The organism is Acinetobacter sp. 129952 (assembly GCF_056642055.1).
Map to the genome: position 1 here is coordinate 23,614 of NZ_JBWVSU010000017.1, position 19,946 is coordinate 43,559.

Sequence of the window (19,946 nt, forward strand, 5' to 3'; positions counted from 1 at the left end):
GCTTTTAATGAGAAGGCTGTACTTTTCCTGCTTTACGGCCATGCAGAAGGTAATACCAGACCACGCAGCTCAGGGTGAGCAGCGCCGAGAACAGATAAAGCTGGCGATAACCGATCTGATCCAGCAGCATACCCAGGAAATAAGGGCCAAAACCAAGACCGGCATCCAGGGCAATAAAGAAGGTTGAGGTTGCGAGTCCCATACGCTGCAATGTCGTACTTTTCACCGCAATGGTTTGACACACCGACTGGATATTACCAAAACCAAAACCAAGCAAGGCAGCACTGGCAAGTAACATCACAGAGTTTTGCGCCTGACTGAGTAGCAATATCCCCAGTGCCATAATCACAATGGCAGGATAGATAATGATATTTTCGCCTTTACGATCCATGAGCGGGCCGGTAAAAGGACGCGAAAGCAAAATGGCAAAGGCATACATTAAGAAAAAGAATGATGCTGCTTCGACCAGATTAATGTCTTTGGCATAAAAATGAATAAAGGACAGTACACCTGAATAAGAAGTAGCCACCAGCAGTACAATCAGTGCAATCGGTAGGGCATTCGGTTCAATATACTGGGCCAGTTTACTGGTGCTTTGCGAAGTAGAATCTGCTGACGAATGACCTGCCTTAAGGCGTGGTGGCTGGATGAACAAGCCACAAATCAGGCAGCTGAGCGCAACGATACTGGTAAAGATGAAAATTACCTGATAATTAAAATTTGTCATCAGCCAGATTCCGGCAAAGGGACCAATCGCTGTGCCGAGGGTGCTGCTCATGCTGAAATATCCAATTCCTTCACCACGTCGTGTGGCAGGAATGGTCTGTGCAATCACTGTACCCAGTACAGTAGAAGCCATACCCATCATAAAGCCATGTATCAGACGGATGCCTAGTAAAACTTCCAGCTTGGCCGGAATCATATACAGTCCGGAAAAGAGTAGGAAACCAGTCAGGCCAATGACAAGCGTATTTTTTAGGCCCAGACGATTCAGTAATTTTCCGATCAATAAGCGTCCGAATAGGGTGCCGACAATAAACAGACCTGATACCAGACCGGCTTGTGCAGTCGAAGCCCCTAGCTCAGCCACTGAGTAGCCGACAATCACAATCACCAGTAAGTAGAACACCAGAACCAGCTGGAAATTCACCAGACTGATCAGGATAAAATTGGGCGTCCATAAAGGCGCTTCTTGTTCTTGGCTCATTGAGGTCTGTCCTGAGATGAGGGATATAACTGCTGAATGAGTTGCATCAAGGTATTTTTACTGCCTTCAAGATCATCTGATTCAACGTGCTCAAGCAACTGATCTTCAAATGCATCGATCTGTTTGGAACACATCGCAAAGGTCTCAATTCCTTGCTCACTCAACTTGAACAGCTTTTGACGTTTGTCTTCAGTTTCGAGTTGGGCAATCAGATCGAGTTCAACCAGTTGCTGAATCCGCTTAGTAATACCGGGCTTGGATACATTGAGATAACTGGAAATATCTGCCAGCGTGCATTGTTGCTTTGACTGGATGACGTATAACACCTGCCATAAGGAATAATTTAATTGAGATGACAACAAGATCGTATTGATCTCATCGCTCATCAGTCGTGCGCAGCGTAATAACAGCGTACGAAGTCGGGGAGATTCGGAAAACATATGGTTAGTTAACCTGGGTAACTAAATTTAGGCCTAATTTACGCCTGTTTTATCTAAAGCTCAAGAGGAGAGTTTTAAAAATTATTCAGAGTAATATTTTCTTTATCAGCAAGAGTTACATAGTTTAACCTGATTAAAAAATAATCAACAAAAGACTACATACTTTTTATAACAGCCACGCCTAAGCTAGCCATGTCACTAGAAAAATTCATGACTTAAAAATTGAAGGGCAAAGATGCCAAATAACAATGCATAGGTGAAGCTTATGACTCTGGGTTTAACTGCATTAGAGTTAGCACGAATACAGTTCGCCTTTACTGTATCTTTTCATATCATTTTTCCGGCAATTTCTATTGGCTTGGCCAGCTTTCTGGCCATTCTGGAATGGCGCTGGCTCAAAACCCAAAATCCGATTTTTCAGGATCTATTCAAATTCTGGGTGAAAATTTTCGCTGTGGCATTCGGGATGGGTGTCGTCTCTGGTGTGGTCATGAGCTACCAGTTTGGAACCAACTGGAGTGAGTTTTCCCGGGTGGCAGGCAGCGTGACTGGACCTTTATTGGCCTATGAAGTACTCACCGCTTTCTTTCTGGAAGCGGGCTTTCTGGGCATCATGTTATTTGGCTGGGGGCGAGTGGGACCAAAGGCGCACTTTTTCTCGACCTTGATGGTTGCGATAGGCACCTGTATTTCCATGTTCTGGATTCTATCGTCCAATAGCTGGATGCAGACCCCACAAGGCTTTGCGATTGAAAATGGCCTGATTGTTCCGCAAGATTGGCTTGCTATCGTGTTTAACCCATCTTTCCCTTATCGTCTGGCCCATATGGCTATGGCTGCCTTTCTGGTTTCCGCCTTACTGGTTGCTGCTACAGCTGCATGGCATCTGATCAAAGGCCGTCGCGATGCACTGGTTAAAACTTCATTTTCCATGGCAATGTGGCTGCTTCTGGTACTTGCACCTTTGCAGGTCATCGTCGGTGATATGCACGGTATTAATACCCTTGAGCATCAGCCAGCAAAACTGGCGGCCATGGAAGGGCATTGGGAAACCAATCATGACGAAGGCATGCCCTTATATCTCTTTGGTATTCCAGATATGGAGGCCGAAGAAACCAAATATGCAGTCGCAATTCCCAACTTGGGGAGCCTGATTCTGACCCACTCGATGGATGGAAAGGTTACGGGACTTAAAGACTTTGCACCTGAAGACCGGCCGAATTCACTGGTGGTGTTCTGGAGCTTCCGGATTATGGTTGGACTCGGCGTATTGATGCTGTTACTGGCGTTATGGGGAGCGTGGGCACGTACCCGTGGTCGCTTTTATGAATCCCGTGCATTGCATCGATTTGCCTTGATTATGGGACCTTCCGGATTTATTGCCATGCTTGCGGGATGGTTTACCACAGAAGTCGGCCGTCAGCCTTGGGTAGTCTACGGCATCATGCGTACCAAGGATGCATTGTCTCCGGTTTCCGCTGAACAGGTGGGGCTGACTCTGATTATTTTTGTAGTCGTCTACTGTGTAGTATTTGGTATCGGGATTTACTACATGTTGCGTCTGATGCACAAAGGTCCAGAGTTTATTCATACCCGACCAGATCATGAATCAGATAGCGATGTAGTGCAGGCCTCGCGTCGACCATTAAGTAGTATTCGCGAACGTATCGAAGAAGTTCCTGAACAACCGGATCAGGAGGATAAAAAATGATTGATTTATCATTAATCTGGATTGTGATTATTGGTTTAGGTGTATTGATTTATACCATTCTCGATGGTTTCGATCTGGGCATCGGCATCTTGTTTCCTTTCTTTCCGCATCAGGATGAACGTGATGTCATGATGAATACCGTGGCTCCGGTCTGGGATGGCAATGAAACCTGGATGGTACTGGGTGGTGCAGGGTTATTTGCAGCTTTCCCACTTGCTTACTCGACCGTACTCTCGGCACTGTATATGCCAATTATTCTGATGGTGATTGCCTTGATTTTCCGCGGCGTGGCTTTTGAGTTCCGCTTCAAGGCAAACCGCAGTAAGCATTGGTGGGATAAAGCCTTTATCGGTGGTTCTGCGATCACCAGTTTCCTGCAAGGCATGATTTTAGGGGCCTATATTCAGGGGATTGAAACCCGAAATGGTGTCTATGTTGGGGGTGGTCTGGACTGGCTCACTCCATTCAGTATCTTTACCGGAATCAGTGTGGTGGTGCTCTATGCGGCATTAGGCTGTGGCTGGCTGATTTATAAAACCGGAGATGACTTGCAGGATCGAATGTTTAAACTGATGCCTAAGCTGATTATGGCCTTGCTGATCATATTGGGTGCTGTCAGTATTTATACGCCGTTGACCCATCCACAGATTGCCGAACGCTGGTTTAGTCAGCCACAATTCACCTATTTTATGCCAGTTCCAGTTCTGGTTCTGCTATTTACCTGGCTGGCCTTACGTGCCTGTAAAAGGCGCAGTGAATTAGGCCCATTTACCTATATGCTTGTTCTGGTTTTCCTTGCCTATACCGGATTCTTGATCAGTCTATGGCCATATATTATTCCGCCAAGCGTGACTATCTGGCAGGCAGCAGCGCATGAAAATAGCCAGCTATTTGCCTTGATTGGCGCCTTGATCCTGATTCCAATTATTGTGATTTATACCGGTATGTCCTATTGGGTATTCCGGCATAAGGTCAGGGTCGGCGATGATGGCTATCATTAAGGAGTGGTCATGAAAGGCAAACAGGCATTATGGTTTGTAGGGTTGTGGCTGGCAGGATTTTTAACGCTGGCCCTGATTGCTGGCGCATTCCGCTTTCTGGTGCATTTGGCTTATTAAATTAGTAAAACTAAAATGAGTGAAAAAAAAGTGATCAGAATGTCCTGATCACTTTTTATCATTTGCAATTCATCTTTGACAAAATCAAATTTACGATTTTACCTGCTTACGATAAACACTTGGACGTACAGGGCGACTGTCTTTCCAAAGGCCTTTTTTCTGTTTCTTAGCTTTATTTTGCAGCTCCATCATATAGCGTAAATGGTTTTTATCTTTGATATATTCTTCATAGACCCACGCTGCACCACGTTTGACAATCTCTTCATTGATATTTTTGCGATAGCGGTAGACCACACCGACACAGCGGCCATAACGGTCAATATCGGTAATCTTGACCCGAACCATTTTATTATTCACCATGCTTTTGACCAGACGCTGCGATTCTTTACCATAGGCTTGCGATGATTCAGGAGCATCAACGAAGGCAAAGCGTAATTTGGTTTCAGAGCGACGAATGTTAAAACGGTAGCAGGTGAGGGTATCACCATCACTTACGGCTTTTACACGGCACCAGTATTTTTTGCCTTTCTTAAAAGGGCGGAAAACATCTTTTAAATAAACTGTAATCTTATGCAGCAGATAATAAGAAAAACATAGCAGTACTAGACCCAGCACAATTTGCCAGGTGATGGAGAGATTTAACAAAGGCAAGATCCAAATCAGCAAAACCAGCTGTAAAATCACAGCTAAAAGTCGAGCCATTTTAGAGCAAAGCCAGTAGATCTACGGATTAAAAGCTAATCACTCAGTGTTTAGTTTTGTACCAGCTAAAATAGCCTAAGCATATTTTTCTACTGAAAAGATGAAGATGCAACCATCTAAACTTATATAAAAATAGCCTAAGTAAACTTGCATTCCTTTATAAATAGCCTAAGCAAAAATTTTATAAATTTCACTTCTCAAAAATTGATGTCTTTTATTCTCTTGCAAATCCTTATGCCAATACATCCCCATATTAATTTTCGGCAGTTCCACAGGGACTTCAAAAATATTTAGACTGGTAGCCAATTGTAAATGCGTCAATACATTTTTAGGAATAGTCAGCATGGCTGTCTTTTGTTGCTCCAGAATTTGCAGAGCAGTTGAGTAATGCTGACAGCGTAAAAAAATCTGTCGTGAATATTGTTTCCGACTTAAATAAATATCTTCAACCAAAACACCAGTACGGCGTGATGACACGCCAATATGAGGCGAGGCAAGATAAATCTGCTCATTCATTTCTGTTAATTGTGTACACACTACAAATTCATCTTGCACCAGGCGTTCAAACTGGATTTTTTCAGCAATGTTTTGTTCCAGATCTATGACAAAATCAATCTGTTGAGAGGCGAGGTCTGCTGCTATATTTTTACGGTCCAGCTTCATACTGCTAAGTTGAATTTCCAGATTGAGTTGCTGAAAGTGCTGAACGAGTCTGGGAAAGATCATTGGCTCAATTTCATCATGAACGGCAATTTTCAAACTCTGAATCATTTCTGGTCTGAACTGCTGATGCTGTATTGAAATATTTTGAATCGAAAAAAGTGCATTCTTCAGCTCAGGATAGATCTGTTCCGCAAACGGCGTAGGCTGCATTTTGCTACCAGTACGTACAAATAAATCATCTTGTAAATGCTGTCTTAAACGTTGCAGAGCATGACTGGCAGCAGACTGGCTAACTGATAAAATCTGTGCAGCTTTAGAAATACTATTCTGCTCATAAATTGCCATAAAAAGCGGATAAAGGTTAATGTCGATACGATGAAAATTTCGCAGGTCCATGACTGTTTTGGAATGAATATTATGCATAATATTGTATGGGTTAAAATCATTTTATTCATAATAGGTTTTGGGTTAAGGTGTTGTAAAGCGTATGAATTAGAATATTTAGAGGGATAAAAGAGATGTTTGAGCTTTCAGCACGTGCACAAGATTATTTAAATAGAACCAAAAAATTTATTGCTGAGGAAATTGAACCAGTTGAAGCTGATTTCTGGCAGCAGGTTCATGAGTTGAATCAAGGCGGTGACTGGACCAAATGGCAATGGCCAGCAGAACTGGAAAGCTTAAAAGCCAAAGCCAAGGCAGCTGGCCTCTGGAATATGTTTCTCCCTTGTCCTGAACGTGGCCAAGGTTTATCAGTTCAGGAATATGCACATATTGCCGAACTTTCAGGTCGTAGCCTGATTGCACCAGTCGTATTTAACTGTAATGCGCCAGATAGCGGCAATATGGAAGTATTGTGGCGTTATGGTTCTGAAGAACAAAAACAAGAATGGCTGATGCCACTTTTAGAAGGAAAAATCCGTTCAGTCTTTTGTATGACTGAACCTGCAGTTGCATCCAGTGATGCCACCAATATGCAGGCAACGGCGATGGTGGAAGGTAATGAGATTGTTTTGAATGGCCGTAAATGGTGGTCATCAGGTCTGGGCGATCCTAACGCCAAAATCATTATTTTTATGGCACATACTCCAGATGAAACAAAAGACCGTCATCATCAGCATTCGATGGTTCTAGTTCCGGTAAATACCGCAGGGGTAAAAATTGAACGTATGCTGCCAGTGTTTGGTGACTACGATGCACCACATGGCCACGGCGAAGTCAGTTTTGAAAATGTCCGCGTTCCGGTAGCGAATTTTATTGGTGGCGCCGGTCAGGGTTTTGAAATTGCTCAAGGTCGTTTAGGACCAGGCCGTATTCATCATTGCATGCGCTGTATTGGTGCTGCGGAAAAATCCTTAGAGTTGATGATTGACCGTGGTATGAGCCGTAGCGCATTTGGCAAAGAGATTTTAAAACTCGGTGGCAACCTGGAGCGTGTCGCGGAAGCACGGGTTGCGATTGATCAGGCACGTCTTTTGACCTTGTATGCCGCCTATAAAATGGATACTTTAGGGAATATGGCAGCACTGACTGAAATTTCTGCAATTAAAGTCGTTGCGCCAAGTGTGCTGGAAAAAGTTGTTGATATGGCCATCCAGATCCACGGCGGTGCCGGTGTTTCTCGGGATACACCATTAACCGGATTTTTTGCTCAGGCACGTGCCTTGCGTTTGGCTGATGGCCCGGACGAAGTGCATAAGGGCATGATTGCCAAACTGGAACTGGCAAAACGTGGCTACAGTACTCGTCTCAAAAAATAAGCTGGCTTTAACTAGAAAATTGCAACGTATTAAAAAATTTTAAGGAAAAATTATGGCGGTTATTGATGTAGGTGGAGCAGTTCGTGCAGGTGAACAACTGGATGTACAAGCCATCACCAATTGGTTAATTCAGCAAAATGTGAATGTTGAAGGCCCTGTGCAGGTGACCCAATATTCAGGCGGAGCTTCAAACTGGACCTACCGTTTACAGTATGCCAATGCCGATTTAATTTTACGTCGTCCGCCACAAGGTACCAAAGCCAAATCAGCCCATGATATGGCACGTGAATATCATGTGCAGAAAGCCTTGGCTGAACATTATCCCGTCGTGCCTGAAATGGTCGCGCTTTGTCAGGATGAATCAGTGATTGGTTGTGATTTCTATGTGATGAAACGGCTTGAAGGAATTATTCCTCGCGCCAAAATGCCAGCTGAGCTGCAGCTTACTGAATCCGATATCCGGACTTTATGTATCAATGTGATTGATAAACTGATCGAATTGCATCAGGTGCCTTATCAAGGAACTGAACTTGAAAATCTCGGTAAGGGTGAAGGCTATTGTCGCCGTCAGGTCGAAGGCTGGGATGTACGTTATGAAAAGGCTAAAACTTTAAATGTTCCATCGTTTAAATATGTGCGCAACTGGCTTAAAGATAATATTCCTTCAGATTCTAAAACCTGTGTGATTCATAATGACTGGCGTTTTGATAATGTCATCTTAAATCCGGAAAATCCGACTGAAGTGATTGGCGTACTGGACTGGGAAATGGCGACACTCGGCGATCCGCTCATGGACCTAGGTTCTGCTTTAGCCTATTGGGTGGAAGATACTGACAATGCCATCTTTAAGGCAACACGCCGCCAGCCGACCAATCTAAAAGGTATGTTTACCCGTAAAGAAGTGGTGGATTACTACTTGGGAAAAACCGGCCTGCAACCGGAAAACTGGGCGTTTTATGAGGTGTTCGGAATTTTCCGTCTCGCGGTGATTGCCCAGCAGATCTATTATCGTTATTACCATAAACAGACTAATAATCCAGCGTTCAAGGATTTTTGGGTGGTGATTCATGCCTTGCATATTCGTGCCTTAAAACTGATTGGCAAGCAAAAACTGGAAGCCAATGAGATTGCACAAAAGTATGTGCTTAAATTTAAAGAGATAATGCCAAAATGACTACCATTTACTTGATCCGGCATGGCCAGGCCTCTTTTGGCGCAGAAAGTTACGATCAACTTTCGCCCAACGGCGAGTTACAGGCAAAGCTTTTGGGTCGCTATTTTGACGAAATCCTGAAAGAAGCGCCTTATGTGGTGGCAGGTTCCATGCAACGCCATCAACAGACAGCGCAATTATCACTGGACGAATGTTTTCCGGAAAGCGAGATTCTGACCGATAGTGCCTGGAATGAGTTTAATCATCAGCAGGTATTTGCGCGTTATGAGCCGCGCTTTAATCAGCCTGAATTGCTGAAACAGGATGTGTCAGAACATGAAAATCCACGGGATTATCTGAGCAAGATTTTTAGCGGTGCAATTGCACGCTGGACTGGCGATGATTATCACCATGAATATGATGAATCTTGGCCAAGTTTCAAAGCACGCGTGGAAAGCGGCTTAGAAAATTTGTGTGACAAGCTGACCAAAAGCCGTCCGCGCTATGCAGTGGTCTATACCTCAGGTGGTGTGATTTCTGTTGCAGTGGGTAAGATTTTAGGGCTGAGCCCGGAGAAAACCTTTGCCCTAAACTGGGCGATTACCAATACCAGTATCACGACACTGCGTCTGGTGGGTAATGAACCGCAACTACTCAGTTTAAATGAACATCATTTTATTAAAGCACAGCATCCAGACTTATTGACCTGGATTTAAAATGAGATTGAAAACGTAATGCGCTAGAAAAATAAAGGAATAGGGTAAACATATGGTTAAAACAATTTTAATTACCGGTGCAAGTTCAGGGATTGGCGCCGGTATGGCACGTGAATTTGCAAAAAAAGGCTATAATCTGGCCATTTGTGCGCGTCGTCTGGAGCGTCTGGAAACCTTAAAACAGGAACTGGAAAGCCAATATGGCATCAAAGTCATTGCCAAAACTTTAGATGTGACCGATTACGATCAGGTTTTTGAGGTTTTCCGCGCGTTTAAAGAAGACTTTGGCACGATTGACCGAGTGATCGTCAATGCCGGTGTCGGTGAGGGCCGTCGAATCGGTAAAGGTAATTTTGCCATTAACAAAGCCACGGTGGAAACCAACTTTATTTCGGCATTGGCACAATGTGAGGCTGCAGTTGAAATCTTCCGTGCACAAAACTCTGGTCATCTGGTGATGATTTCATCCATGAGTGCCATGCGCGGTATGCCAAAACATTTAACGGCTTATGGTGCAAGTAAGGCCGGCGTGGCTCATTTAGCGGAAGGCATTCGAGCTGAACTGATCGATACGCCAATTAAAATCACCACCATTTTCCCAGGATATATTCGGACTGAAATTAATGAAGGGGCAAAAAAGCTACCTTTTGAAGTAGATGAAAAAACCGGTTCGCGTTTATTGGCAGCAGAAATTGAAAAAGCGCCAGTGAAAGCCTATGTACCGAAATGGCCTTGGTTACCACTCGGTCTAGCCATGAAAGTATTACCACTTAAACTGGTGAACAAGTTAGGTTAAAAGTAATCTTAGATCTATAAAAAGAGAAGCTAGAGCGCTTCTCTTTTTATTTTATGACAAACTGAGAAAAATTTCTAAACCAGTATTTTTTTCTAAAAAAATGTATAGCTTGAATTTTCAGAAAAGCGAAATCTTATAAATCCTAATGTATTGATTATTAAAATAAAGTTTTAAATTATCAAAAATTATATTTTTATTTTATTGATGAATTTGCAATTAAATCAATTACTTTTAAATTTTCGTTTCATGAGAAAGACCATCTTTTACTTTTCCTAATTTTCGCCAATTTTAAGAATTTTTCCAAACTGTCCAAAACTTAGACATACTCACTCTAAAAGTGGAAAGATAACTTCTCTTTTTTAGAATTTCCTTTAATGTACAACCGTTCAGAAATTAAAGGTTGTCCATATGTCTACATCTGCGGATATGACTGACCAGCAGCGAATCTCCAAGGTCAGAAGTATCGTTACCCAGGCCGGGGAAGAGGTGCGTGCTCGTTATCCCATACTCAAACATCAGAACTTTATAGGTGCGAGTATTTTAGGCTTTGCCTGGGCAGGCATGATTGCATGCGCGGTAGCATATGGAACAGGTTATCTCTCAGCATGGTTTACCATTCCCTTGATTGCGATTTTTGCGTCATTGACCCATGAATTGGAACATGACCTGATTCATTATATGTATTTCAAAAAAACACCTTGGGCACATCATTTGATGTTAGCACTGGTCTGGTTGGCACGTCCAAACACCATCAGTCCGTGGGCACGTCGTCGTTTACATTTGCATCATCATAAATATTCAGGCACTGAACATGACCTGGAAGAACGTGGCATCAGTAATGGTATGCCTTGGGGCATTCGCCGAATTCTGGTCATTAGTGACCAGTTGATGTCAGTGTATCTGCGTCCATTTCAGATGTTTAAGATGATTCATCTTTTTCTGGAAAAACAGCCTGAAAAAGAACGTAAAATTGCCATGATTTCTCAGTTATTCGGCTTTTTACCTCTCAGCATTATTTACTATGGATTGTGCTATCTGTTTGTGGTTTTTCATGGTTTAAATGCGATTGCACCGCTATTTGGTTATGAGATGCTCTGGTCACAAGGTATTGTCAACACGATGCCGATCGTGAATCTGCTGGCAGTCATCTGGGTGATTCCGAACTTTATCCGTTCTTTTAGCTTGCAGTTTGTCAGTTCAAATATGCATTACTATGGCGATATTGATCCACGTGATGTGATCAAACAAACCCAAGTGCTCAATCCATGGTGGATGGTCCCGTTCCAGTTATTCTGCTGTAATTTTGGTTCGACCCATGCGATTCATCACTTTGTAGTCAAGGAGCCATTTTATATCCGTCAACTGACGTCTAAAACGGCGCATAAAGTAATGAAAGAAGTGGGCGTGCGTTTTAATGATGTGGGAACCTTTAAGCGTATGAATCGCTGGAATGACTATAAAATCTAAGCTTTGATTGTCATAAAAATCCCGTTTTTAAGCGGGATTTTTTTATATTTATCCTTTGTGATTTACCCAAGGGCAAGATGTATAAGCCTATATTTTGCAAGAATCCTATCTCAGTCAAATTTAGGTGAACATTCATCTAAAATGATTGCTGAGGAAATAGTTCAAAAGAATAAACTCAGGTAAAATCAAGTATATCTTTATATAAATTAGCCCACTATGTTGCTGAAAGCCGCCACCATTGCCTTGATTCCTGCACTCGTCATTCAGGGTAATCGCGTCAAGAAAAATACCTTGAAGTTGCCTGAACCACAGGGAAAACGTCAAGGTCGAACCGGAATAGGCAAAAAACTTTCTCTGCTCATTTTAGGAGATTCCGCGGCGGCAGGGGTAGGAGTAGAACATCAGGATGATGCATTACTGGGTGCAATTCTACATGAACTGAAAAATGACTTTGAAATTGACTGGAAATTACAGGCCAAAACCGGTGATACCAGCTCAAAAGTAATTCATGCTTTGGACCAGATTGAAGTCCAGCACTATGATGTAATCGTCACGTCGGTTGGCGTCAATGATGTGACAAAACTGATGCCTGCCCGGGTCTGGATTCAGAAACAGGAACAGCTTTATAGTAAAATTCAGCAAAAATTTAGTCCGAAACTGATCATTGCTGCCGGTGTGCCGCCAATGAATATGTTTCCGGCGCTACCGAATCCTTTGGCTTGGCTCTTTGGCCAGTATGCTAAACAGATGAACCAGCAACTGGAAAAATTTGTGAATCAGCAAGTGAATATGCAATGGATTGAATACGATATTGAAAAATACCGTGCCATGAATTTACAAATGGCTGCAGATGGTTTTCATCCGAGTAAGGAAGTTTATACACTTTGGGGACAAGAAGTAGCTGGCAAGATTCGGAAGACCTTCTAAAATAGTTGAAATCTCTCAATTTAGCTAATTCTATGTCTGATATTGAAACACATCCGCTACCGCCATTTTTACCACCCAATGCAAAATTGCTGATGTTGGGCAGCTTCCCGCCACCTGCCACACGCTGGAAAATGAACTTTTATTATCCAAACTACCAGAATGATATGTGGCGGATTTTTGGACTGATTTTTTTTGAGAATAAAGATTACTTTTTAGATCTACCCAATAAAAAATTTCAGGAACAATTGATCCGGGAGTTTTTAACAGAAACGGGGATTGCGATTTTTGATAGTGGCTATCAGATCCGGCGTTTAAAGGGCAATGCTTCAGACAAATTTTTGGAAATAGTAGTACCCACCAATATTGAGCAACTGCTCAGCCAAATGCCGCAGTGTAATCATATTATGACCACAGGCGACAAGGCCACAGACACCATGATGCTGTCCATGCCTGAAGGGACTCTAAAGCCGAGTATTGGGCAACCAAGTCAGGCTTATTTTGTCGGACGTGATCTGCATTTATATCGCATGCCTTCATCTTCTCGAGCATATCCGGTTTCTCTGGAGAAAAAAGCCGAAAGTTACCGGACAATGTTTGAGCATGTGGGTCTGGTTTAATATTTAATCCAATAATCAGATGAAAAATGGTTAAAGAGCTTTTTGGCTATAGATAAGAAATAAACTTACTATTTGTAAGTTATTGACCTTATTTATTCACATATTTGGATATTCGATCCAGCGATAGCTATTGATCTTCATCTCCCGGACATGATGAAAGCTGGACCAGATTAACTGACTACCTTTGGTCCATTTTAAAGCTCGAATACGCGACTCCACCTGTCGTATTTCCTCAAGCGAGGCCGGACGTAAAGGACCAATTTCTGCATATAAGCGTACTCCTGGATAACGCTTAAATTTACCTTTAAGTAACGAATGAAACCAAAACAGTTTGCTACTGTTCACAGCCTGTATGCATGCCATCGGCTGATGCTGTAAATTCTCAGAAAAAGTAGTGGAATAAGTATCAAAGAAGAAACCGATACTGGTCTTTTTGTTGAGAAATATGGTTCCGATCGGAGTAATACTAGGAAAGCCTTTGGGGTTGACTGTTGCAATAGAGCAATGCATGGCAGCCCGTTGTGCATCAGCGACCACCTGACGAATCTGTTGCCATTCACTATCAGAAATCATGTCGTGATTCTCTTTTTATTTTTTATAAATTTTATAACAACTTATTTAGCTTGGCATTGCCTGAAAAAATTGAAGATAGGGCAGTTTAATCAATCTAAAACGTCACTCAGATTATAAAAAAGAGCCACATGGGCTCTTTAAAAAATGCAAAATTCGGCGATTAGTCATCGTATTCGACATAATCCCACAAATTTAAACGTGCTTTAATTTCCTGACGGATTTCAGGCAACATCGGCAAAAGAGTACCATCAATCCATAAACTCAACGCTTGGGCAGAGAGTACTTGCTGCTGTTCATCGACCAGTTGTGCACCTTTCAACATAATGCCGGTCTCATCAGTGGCTTCAGTTTCTACACCTTTAAATAAAACCTGTAATTCATAACCGCTATCCTGAATCAGCCATTCCAGTTCGAGCTGAATATTTTCACTGGATTTCAAAACCACCTGTCCCTCGACCGTATCGGAGTCGGACAGACAGTCGTGTTCCACCCGAATTTTGGCCAAATACCATTCTTGCTGGGATAAATCATGGAGGGTTTTTACAGGTGTCAGAATATCACTGAACTTAAACTGACGGCTTAAATCAAAAAATTGCATGGGAGTGGAGGGCGAAAAATCGCAAAATACGAGAAAAGTGTAATTCTAAAGTAAGCGCAATCGACTGTAAAACCTTTTAAAAGATGATCGGACTAAGTTAGGTTAATCGGCTATTCTCGAAATACGGGCTTTTCATAGCATGTAATTTTAAGGTCACTCCAATGTCATTACATTAACCATTCACCGGGAAATTTCGTCACCAGATTCATCATAAAACGCTGGAATTTTGTAGTTTCCGGATCATGTAAATGTTGAATGCTACGGCCATCTTTTTGATGTTCTAGCCAAATCATTTCATTTTTTTCATTCAGCTTAAGCTGATAAGCCACGCGTGGTAAGTACTGATCCATCGCACTGGTAATTTCCTTCTGAAAATCTTCCGACTCAATGACCAGACCGACTTCGGTATTCAGATAGGCTGAACGCGGATCAAAATTAAATGAACCGACAAAAACCATGCCATCCAGATCAAAAAACTTGGCATGCAAACTGGAGCTATTTTTGTTTTTAGCCGGGATAATGTCTCCGGTCATAATTTCATACCAGGTCCGTTCCGGACGGACAATGTAGGGTTTAAATTCCCAGAGTTCGATGCCACTTTTCAATAATTGCTGACGATATTGCTGGTAATAGGCATGCACTGCGGCCACATCATTGGCCTGAAAAGAGTTAGTCAGGATTCTGATTTTCACACCCTGTTGCGCACGGCGGGTTAAATAGTCGGCCCCTTTTTGCGTGGGAATAAAATATGAGGACACTAGTTCCAGATGTTTTTTTGGCTCACCCATTAATTCAAGCAGATGGGTATAAATATAATCGCCATTTTTGGCATGAGGACGGGCTTTTGCGGGACTATCCGCAACAAAATAAGCTGGCGCCCAGTGCATAGGTTGTTTTTTTAAGTGTTGTTCGACTTGTTTCTCGGCAATGCCCACCCGGCGTTTGAGTTCAGTTTCATCAACATCTTCACGTTCAAATTCAGTTCTGAGCCTTTTGAGCATTTCAGGATGGCCGGCATCATTGAGCACCTGTCGTACATCATAACTCAGATCATCATTCCAGAAGTTAATAAAGGTCTGATTGGCATCTGTTACGCTTTGCCCCGCGAAGAATATATCAACATCGGTGAATTGAAAATCTTCACTGGCATCAAAATATTCACTGCTGATATTGCGGCCGCCGGTCACGGCTGCAGTGCCATCCGCAATGATCAATTTATTGTGCATGCGATGATTGACCTTTTTCATCCGGAAGCCATAATCCAGCGCACGTAAATGACGAAATTTATAGGGATTAAAAATCCGAACTTCAAAATTTGGATGTTGGCTTAGAGCAAGAAGCTTGTCATCAAGCTGGGTACCATTTTGATCGTCAATCTGAACCCGTACTTTGACACCGCGATCGGCGGCTTTAAGTAATTGGGACAAGATCATATTGCCAATATAATCATCCTTCCAAATGTAATATTGTAGATCCAGATGATATTTAGCTTTGTTAATCAGGTGCAGACGTGCTGCCATACTCATAAAGCCATCATAGAGCGGCAAGAAAGCCGTTTTACCGCTATTGATCTGCTGTTTTGAAAGTTGATTGTCGATCCAGTGCGCAGGTCGAACCGGCGTAATTTTCGCTTCTTCAGCAGTGTTGGGAGCCAGTTCACAGCCAGAAAGCATGATGCTAAAAGTAAAAATGCTCAAACATACAAAGGGCGAAGGTTTAGTCATTGATGTTCCATTAATTATAGGATCTTTTATTCCTTATCTGGTGATGTTAATAGTTGAATCTGCGAATAGAAAGAGGTTACTGTTAGTCATCTGTAAATCAGCAAAAAAAGACAGTTTTACATGAAATCACGTGCAGCAGTTGCGTTTGGTCCAGGCCAGCCATTAGAAATTGTAGAAGTGGATGTTGCTCCACCAAAAGCAGGTGAAGTACTGGTAAAAATTAGCCATACAGGCGTGTGTCATACCGATGCATTTACCTTGTCTAGTGAAGATCCTGAAGGTGTATTTCCTGCAATTTTGGGTCATGAAGGTGCGGGTGTGGTTGTTGAAGTCGGTGAAGGCGTCACCAGCCTGAAACCGGGCGATCACGTGATTCCGCTTTATACTGCTGAGTGCGGCGAATGCTTGTTCTGTAAGTCAGGTAAGACCAACCTGTGTGTTGCTGTGCGTGCGACCCAAGGTAAAGGCGTAATGCCAGATGGAACGACCCGTTTCTCTTATAATGGCGAGCCGATCTATCACTATATGGGTTGTTCAACTTTTTCTGAATATACTGTGGTAGCTGAAGTTTCTCTGGCGAAAATTAATCCTGAAGCCAACCATGAGCATGTTTGCCTGCTGGGCTGTGGTGTGACTACTGGTATTGGTGCGGTGCATAACACCGCTAAAGTTCAGGAAGGTGACAGTGTTGCAGTATTTGGTTTAGGTGGTATTGGGCTTGCTGTAGTACAAGGCGCACGTCAGGCCAAAGCCGGCCGTATCATTGTGATTGATACCAATCCGGATAAATTTGAACTGGCGAAACAGTTTGGTGCGACAGATTTCCTGAATCCAAAAGACTATGATCAGCCGATTCAGCAAGTGATTGTCGAAATGACTGGTTGGGGTGTAGACCATTCATTCGAATGTATCGGCAATGTAGATGTGATGCGTTCAGCACTAGAATGTGCGCATCGTGGCTGGGGTCAGTCGGTGATTATTGGTGTTGCCGGAGCAGGTAAAGAAATTTCAACCCGTCCATTCCAGTTAGTCACAGGTCGTAAATGGATGGGTACTGCATTTGGTGGGGTAAAAGGTCGTTCACAATTGCCGGGAATGGTAGAGCAATCCATGAAAGGTGAAATTCAACTTGAGCCTTTTGTGACACATGCCATGCCACTGGATCAGATCAATGAAGCTTTTGACTTGATGCATGAAGGTAAATCAATCCGTACGGTCATTCATTTTGACTAAGCTTTTTCAATTTTAAAAAAGACCGGTATTAAACCGGTTTTTTTTATGCGGCTTTCACTTGATTCAGGATACATTAGTGCATGAAAGCCTCACAGAGAGTCACTGAAACAAAACACGCCTGCTAATGTCATTACATGCCAGATGCTTATATTAAATAGGACGTATGAAGATACGTGCTAAAACCATTTTAAAGAATAAGGATAAGCTCTATGTCGAATGATAATTTTGATCGTGATGTAATTAAGAATGCGCCTAAAGATGTCCGCGATGATTTAAATGCTGATCCAATTACGGGTGAACCTGGCGCACATCCTGTAGGTACAGGTGTAGGTGCTGCAGGTGGTGCAGCTGCAGGTGCAGCTATTGGTGCTGCAGGCGGTCCAGTGGGTGTCGCTGTCGGTGGCGTTGTCGGTGCTGTTGTTGGTGGTCTGGCAGGTAAAGGTGTAGGCGAAGCTATAAATCCAACAGAAGAACAGGCTTACTGGCGTGATAATTCGATCAATACGCCATACTATTCAGATGCCCGTACTACCTATAGCGATCTGGATTATGACCGTGATTATGATACGGCCTACCGAGTCGGTTATGAAAACCGTGGTAGCTATGATGCCCATACCCGTTTTGAAGACGTAGAACCTGATTTGAGACTGAAATGGGAACAAATAAAAGGCGAATCACGTTTAAACTGGGAACAGGCTAAATTTGCAGTGCGTGATGCCTGGAATCGTGTTTCACGTTAATTTTTAATCTTTGGATTAAACTGAAGTTTCTTTGGTAAAACCCGCAATAGGTTTGTGGGTTTTACTAATTTTAGTGATACATATCACGGTTTGATTGATCGATAAATAAAAGTAGAAAAGTTAATAAATATTTTTTTATATTTAATGCTTGTCAAATGATCACAGAGCGCGTATTTTAATTTCAGAATCACATTTTATGAAAGACATAACATGTTAAAGCAACCTATCATTTCAAACGCATATTTTTATTTCTGGCAGTTTAGCTAATTGCCTGAATGCGTTTGGGCAATGAAAAGGTTGCCCACCAGTTTATACCTGATCGGCAACCCTGATCAGGTTTTTTTATGCCTTTCATTTTTTAAAATATTTTGGAGACAGCCATGACAAACTTTAACTATTCATACTTTAACAACTTTTATTGGTCTTATTTTAGTCAGCTAATGACACTCACAACACTTTCGATTAGACCCATAACGCTCAAATAAAAGTTTGGACTGATTGCCAGTCCCAGGATTAAAGTCATGAATACCCCAAATACATCACAACAACATCATGCTGAAAGCATTTTAATTTTACCTCAGCAGCTTAAGCAGCAATTGCCACTGTCTCCGCAATTGGCCAGCCAAGTCGCTGAACATCGTCAAATCATTCAAAATATATTAGAAGGCAAGGATCATCGTTTGATGGTGGTCACCGGCCCATGTTCCATTCATGATGAAGCTTCGGCGCTAGACTATGCAGAAAAATTAAAACAGCTTCAGTCACAGCTATCTGATCAAATTTTCCTGGTGATGCGTGCTTATATCGAAAAACCGCGGACTACCGTAGGCTGGAAAGGTTTCCTTTACGATCCAAATCTGGATGGTTCATCCAATATGCAATTGGGCTTGGAAAAATCTCGTGACTTATACCTAAAAATCATTGAAATGGGTCTGCCCATTGCCTCTGAAATTCTTAGCCCGATGGCAACTGCTTATTTCGATGACTTATTAGCTTGGGGTGCGATTGGCGCACGTACCAGCGAATCGCAAATTCATCGCGAAATTTCCAGCCATATGCCGTACAGCATCGGTTTCAAAAATGGTACTGACGGTTCGATCCAGATTGCATTAGATGCCATTCAGTCTGCCTCTCATCCTCATCAATTCCTGGGGATGAGCCAGTCTGGTTTACCATGCATTTTACACTCGCAAGGTAATCCTAAAGCACATTTGATTTTACGTGGCTCGAATAGCGGACCAAATTACCAATTGTCAGAAATTGAGAAAATCCGGGCCAAACATCAGATCGACTTACCGGCATTGGTGATTGACTGTAGTCATGGCAATAGCTCAAAAAATCCGATGCTGCAGCCTGAAGTACTGGAGCAGATCGTGGCAGAACGCTTACAGACCAATGTTCGTGGTGTAATGCTAGAAAGTCATCTTGTTGACGGGAATCAAAAAATTTCTGAGCAAATGACTTATGGTCAGTCAGTCACTGATGGATGTCTGGGCTGGAAAAAAACCGAACAACTATTGTTAAATATGACTGACTCACTACGACTCGAAGGTTTGAAGCGTAGTGCTTAAAACTGAAAGATGTCTTTCCTCAATTGATTGGGGAAAGACAGAATCGGATGAAGCTGATCACCGCATCTACCTGATGCTTAAAGCAGCTCATCACAGCGTTTGAAAATAAAAATAATGATTAGGGCGTGTCCTCATTTGGCTTTACACCAAATAAATATGCAAGCAATGTAAATCATAGACTGGTAATTTCGTGCAAGCTTATCAAATCGGGTTGCAATCGCTCGGAAATG

At 42.5% G+C, this 19,946-nt stretch carries 20 protein-coding genes; 13 read left to right on the top strand and 7 right to left on the bottom strand.

The window, feature by feature from the left end; all coding sequences use genetic code 11:
* Window positions 1-4: 4 nt before the first annotated feature.
* Together AC1IR0_RS14240 and AC1IR0_RS14245 are read right to left on the bottom strand one after the other, a co-directional pair.
* Window positions 5-1,207 (bottom strand): MFS transporter, encoded by a 1,203-nt coding sequence (locus tag AC1IR0_RS14240; protein ID WP_409655388.1) that lies wholly within the window; start codon window positions 1,205-1,207, stop codon window positions 5-7.
* Window positions 1,204-1,647 carry a MarR family winged helix-turn-helix transcriptional regulator gene (locus tag AC1IR0_RS14245; RefSeq protein ID WP_004280452.1) on the bottom strand — a complete coding sequence of 148 codons (444 nt, stop codon included), beginning with the start codon at window positions 1,645-1,647 and terminating at the stop codon, window positions 1,204-1,206. The genes AC1IR0_RS14240 and AC1IR0_RS14245 overlap by 4 nt, the downstream gene beginning before the upstream one ends.
* A gap of 265 nt (window positions 1,648-1,912) precedes the next feature.
* Between AC1IR0_RS14245 and AC1IR0_RS14250 the strand changes: the two genes are divergently transcribed.
* From AC1IR0_RS14250 to AC1IR0_RS14260, 3 genes are read left to right on the top strand one after another with little or no spacing between them, the layout of a single operon-like run.
* On the top strand, window positions 1,913-3,358 hold the full coding sequence (locus AC1IR0_RS14250; protein ID WP_004731186.1) for a cytochrome ubiquinol oxidase subunit I: 1,446 nt from the start codon (window positions 1,913-1,915) through the stop codon (window positions 3,356-3,358).
* Complete coding sequence (gene cydB, locus AC1IR0_RS14255) at window positions 3,355-4,359, top strand: cytochrome d ubiquinol oxidase subunit II (RefSeq protein ID WP_004280450.1); 1,005 nt, start codon at window positions 3,355-3,357, stop codon at window positions 4,357-4,359. The genes AC1IR0_RS14250 and cydB overlap by 4 nt, the downstream gene beginning before the upstream one ends.
* Before the next feature lie 9 nt (window positions 4,360-4,368).
* Complete coding sequence (locus tag AC1IR0_RS14260; RefSeq protein WP_004647088.1) at window positions 4,369-4,476, top strand: hypothetical protein; 108 nt, start codon at window positions 4,369-4,371, stop codon at window positions 4,474-4,476.
* A gap of 90 nt (window positions 4,477-4,566) precedes the next feature.
* Here AC1IR0_RS14260 and AC1IR0_RS14265 read toward each other — a convergent pair whose 3' ends face one another.
* Together AC1IR0_RS14265 and AC1IR0_RS14270 are read right to left on the bottom strand one after the other, a co-directional pair.
* Window positions 4,567-5,178 carry a thermonuclease family protein gene (locus AC1IR0_RS14265; protein ID WP_479741504.1) on the bottom strand — a complete coding sequence of 204 codons (612 nt, stop codon included), beginning with the start codon at window positions 5,176-5,178 and terminating at the stop codon, window positions 4,567-4,569.
* Between the two features lie 168 nt (window positions 5,179-5,346).
* Window positions 5,347-6,264, bottom strand: coding sequence for a LysR family transcriptional regulator (locus AC1IR0_RS14270; protein WP_005246146.1), 918 nt, complete (start codon window positions 6,262-6,264; stop codon window positions 5,347-5,349).
* A 95-nt stretch (window positions 6,265-6,359) separates the two neighbouring features.
* Here AC1IR0_RS14270 and AC1IR0_RS14275 point away from each other — a divergent pair, with 95 nt between their 5' ends.
* The 7 genes from AC1IR0_RS14275 to AC1IR0_RS14305 all read left to right on the top strand — a co-directional run bounded on the left by AC1IR0_RS14275 (window position 6,360) and on the right by AC1IR0_RS14305 (window position 13,277).
* Window positions 6,360-7,601, top strand: coding sequence for an acyl-CoA dehydrogenase family protein (locus tag AC1IR0_RS14275; RefSeq protein WP_409665969.1), 1,242 nt, complete (start codon window positions 6,360-6,362; stop codon window positions 7,599-7,601).
* Window positions 7,602-7,653: 52 nt separating this feature from the next.
* A complete protein-coding gene (locus AC1IR0_RS14280; protein ID WP_253114506.1) occupies window positions 7,654-8,775 on the top strand; it encodes a phosphotransferase family protein in 1,122 nt (373 codons plus the stop codon).
* Window positions 8,772-9,470 (top strand): histidine phosphatase family protein, encoded by a 699-nt coding sequence (locus AC1IR0_RS14285; protein ID WP_409655399.1) that lies wholly within the window; start codon window positions 8,772-8,774, stop codon window positions 9,468-9,470. Before AC1IR0_RS14280 ends, AC1IR0_RS14285 begins: the two co-directional genes overlap by 4 nt.
* Window positions 9,471-9,522: 52 nt before the next feature.
* The gene (locus tag AC1IR0_RS14290; protein WP_479741505.1) at window positions 9,523-10,266 is read left to right on the top strand and encodes an SDR family oxidoreductase; all 744 of its coding nucleotides are present in this window, start codon (window positions 9,523-9,525) and stop codon (window positions 10,264-10,266) included.
* 408 nt (window positions 10,267-10,674) lie between these two features.
* Window positions 10,675-11,733, top strand: a complete 1,059-nt coding sequence (locus AC1IR0_RS14295) for a fatty acid desaturase (RefSeq protein ID WP_005100136.1) — start codon at window positions 10,675-10,677, stop codon at window positions 11,731-11,733.
* Window positions 11,734-11,949: 216 nt separating this feature from the next.
* On the top strand, window positions 11,950-12,660 hold the full coding sequence (locus AC1IR0_RS14300) for an SGNH/GDSL hydrolase family protein (protein WP_191112248.1): 711 nt from the start codon (window positions 11,950-11,952) through the stop codon (window positions 12,658-12,660).
* A gap of 32 nt (window positions 12,661-12,692) precedes the next feature.
* The gene (locus AC1IR0_RS14305; protein ID WP_180087530.1) at window positions 12,693-13,277 is read left to right on the top strand and encodes a uracil-DNA glycosylase family protein; all 585 of its coding nucleotides are present in this window, start codon (window positions 12,693-12,695) and stop codon (window positions 13,275-13,277) included.
* A 96-nt stretch (window positions 13,278-13,373) separates the two neighbouring features.
* On the opposite strand, the gene AC1IR0_RS14310 is transcribed toward AC1IR0_RS14305, so the two are convergent.
* The 3 genes from AC1IR0_RS14310 to AC1IR0_RS14320 all read right to left on the bottom strand — a co-directional run bounded on the left by AC1IR0_RS14310 (window position 13,374) and on the right by AC1IR0_RS14320 (window position 16,172).
* Window positions 13,374-13,850, bottom strand: a complete 477-nt coding sequence (locus tag AC1IR0_RS14310) for a pyridoxamine 5'-phosphate oxidase family protein (RefSeq protein ID WP_180181316.1) — start codon at window positions 13,848-13,850, stop codon at window positions 13,374-13,376.
* A gap of 160 nt (window positions 13,851-14,010) precedes the next feature.
* Window positions 14,011-14,448 carry a hypothetical protein gene (locus AC1IR0_RS14315; RefSeq protein WP_409655405.1) on the bottom strand — a complete coding sequence of 146 codons (438 nt, stop codon included), beginning with the start codon at window positions 14,446-14,448 and terminating at the stop codon, window positions 14,011-14,013.
* A gap of 167 nt (window positions 14,449-14,615) precedes the next feature.
* On the bottom strand, window positions 14,616-16,172 hold the full coding sequence (locus AC1IR0_RS14320; RefSeq protein WP_409655408.1) for a phospholipase D family protein: 1,557 nt from the start codon (window positions 16,170-16,172) through the stop codon (window positions 14,616-14,618).
* Between the two features lie 120 nt (window positions 16,173-16,292).
* On the opposite strand from AC1IR0_RS14320, the gene AC1IR0_RS14325 reads away from it, so the two are divergent.
* The 3 genes from AC1IR0_RS14325 (at window position 16,293) to AC1IR0_RS14335 (ending at window position 19,716) form a co-directional block, all read left to right on the top strand.
* A complete protein-coding gene (locus tag AC1IR0_RS14325) occupies window positions 16,293-17,405 on the top strand; it encodes an S-(hydroxymethyl)glutathione dehydrogenase/class III alcohol dehydrogenase (RefSeq protein ID WP_409655411.1) in 1,113 nt (370 codons plus the stop codon).
* Between the two features lie 209 nt (window positions 17,406-17,614).
* Complete coding sequence (locus AC1IR0_RS14330) at window positions 17,615-18,145, top strand: hypothetical protein (protein WP_005246167.1); 531 nt, start codon at window positions 17,615-17,617, stop codon at window positions 18,143-18,145.
* A gap of 521 nt (window positions 18,146-18,666) precedes the next feature.
* Window positions 18,667-19,716 carry a 3-deoxy-7-phosphoheptulonate synthase gene (locus tag AC1IR0_RS14335; protein ID WP_409655414.1) on the top strand — a complete coding sequence of 350 codons (1,050 nt, stop codon included), beginning with the start codon at window positions 18,667-18,669 and terminating at the stop codon, window positions 19,714-19,716.
* Window positions 19,717-19,946: the final 230 nt, after the last annotated feature.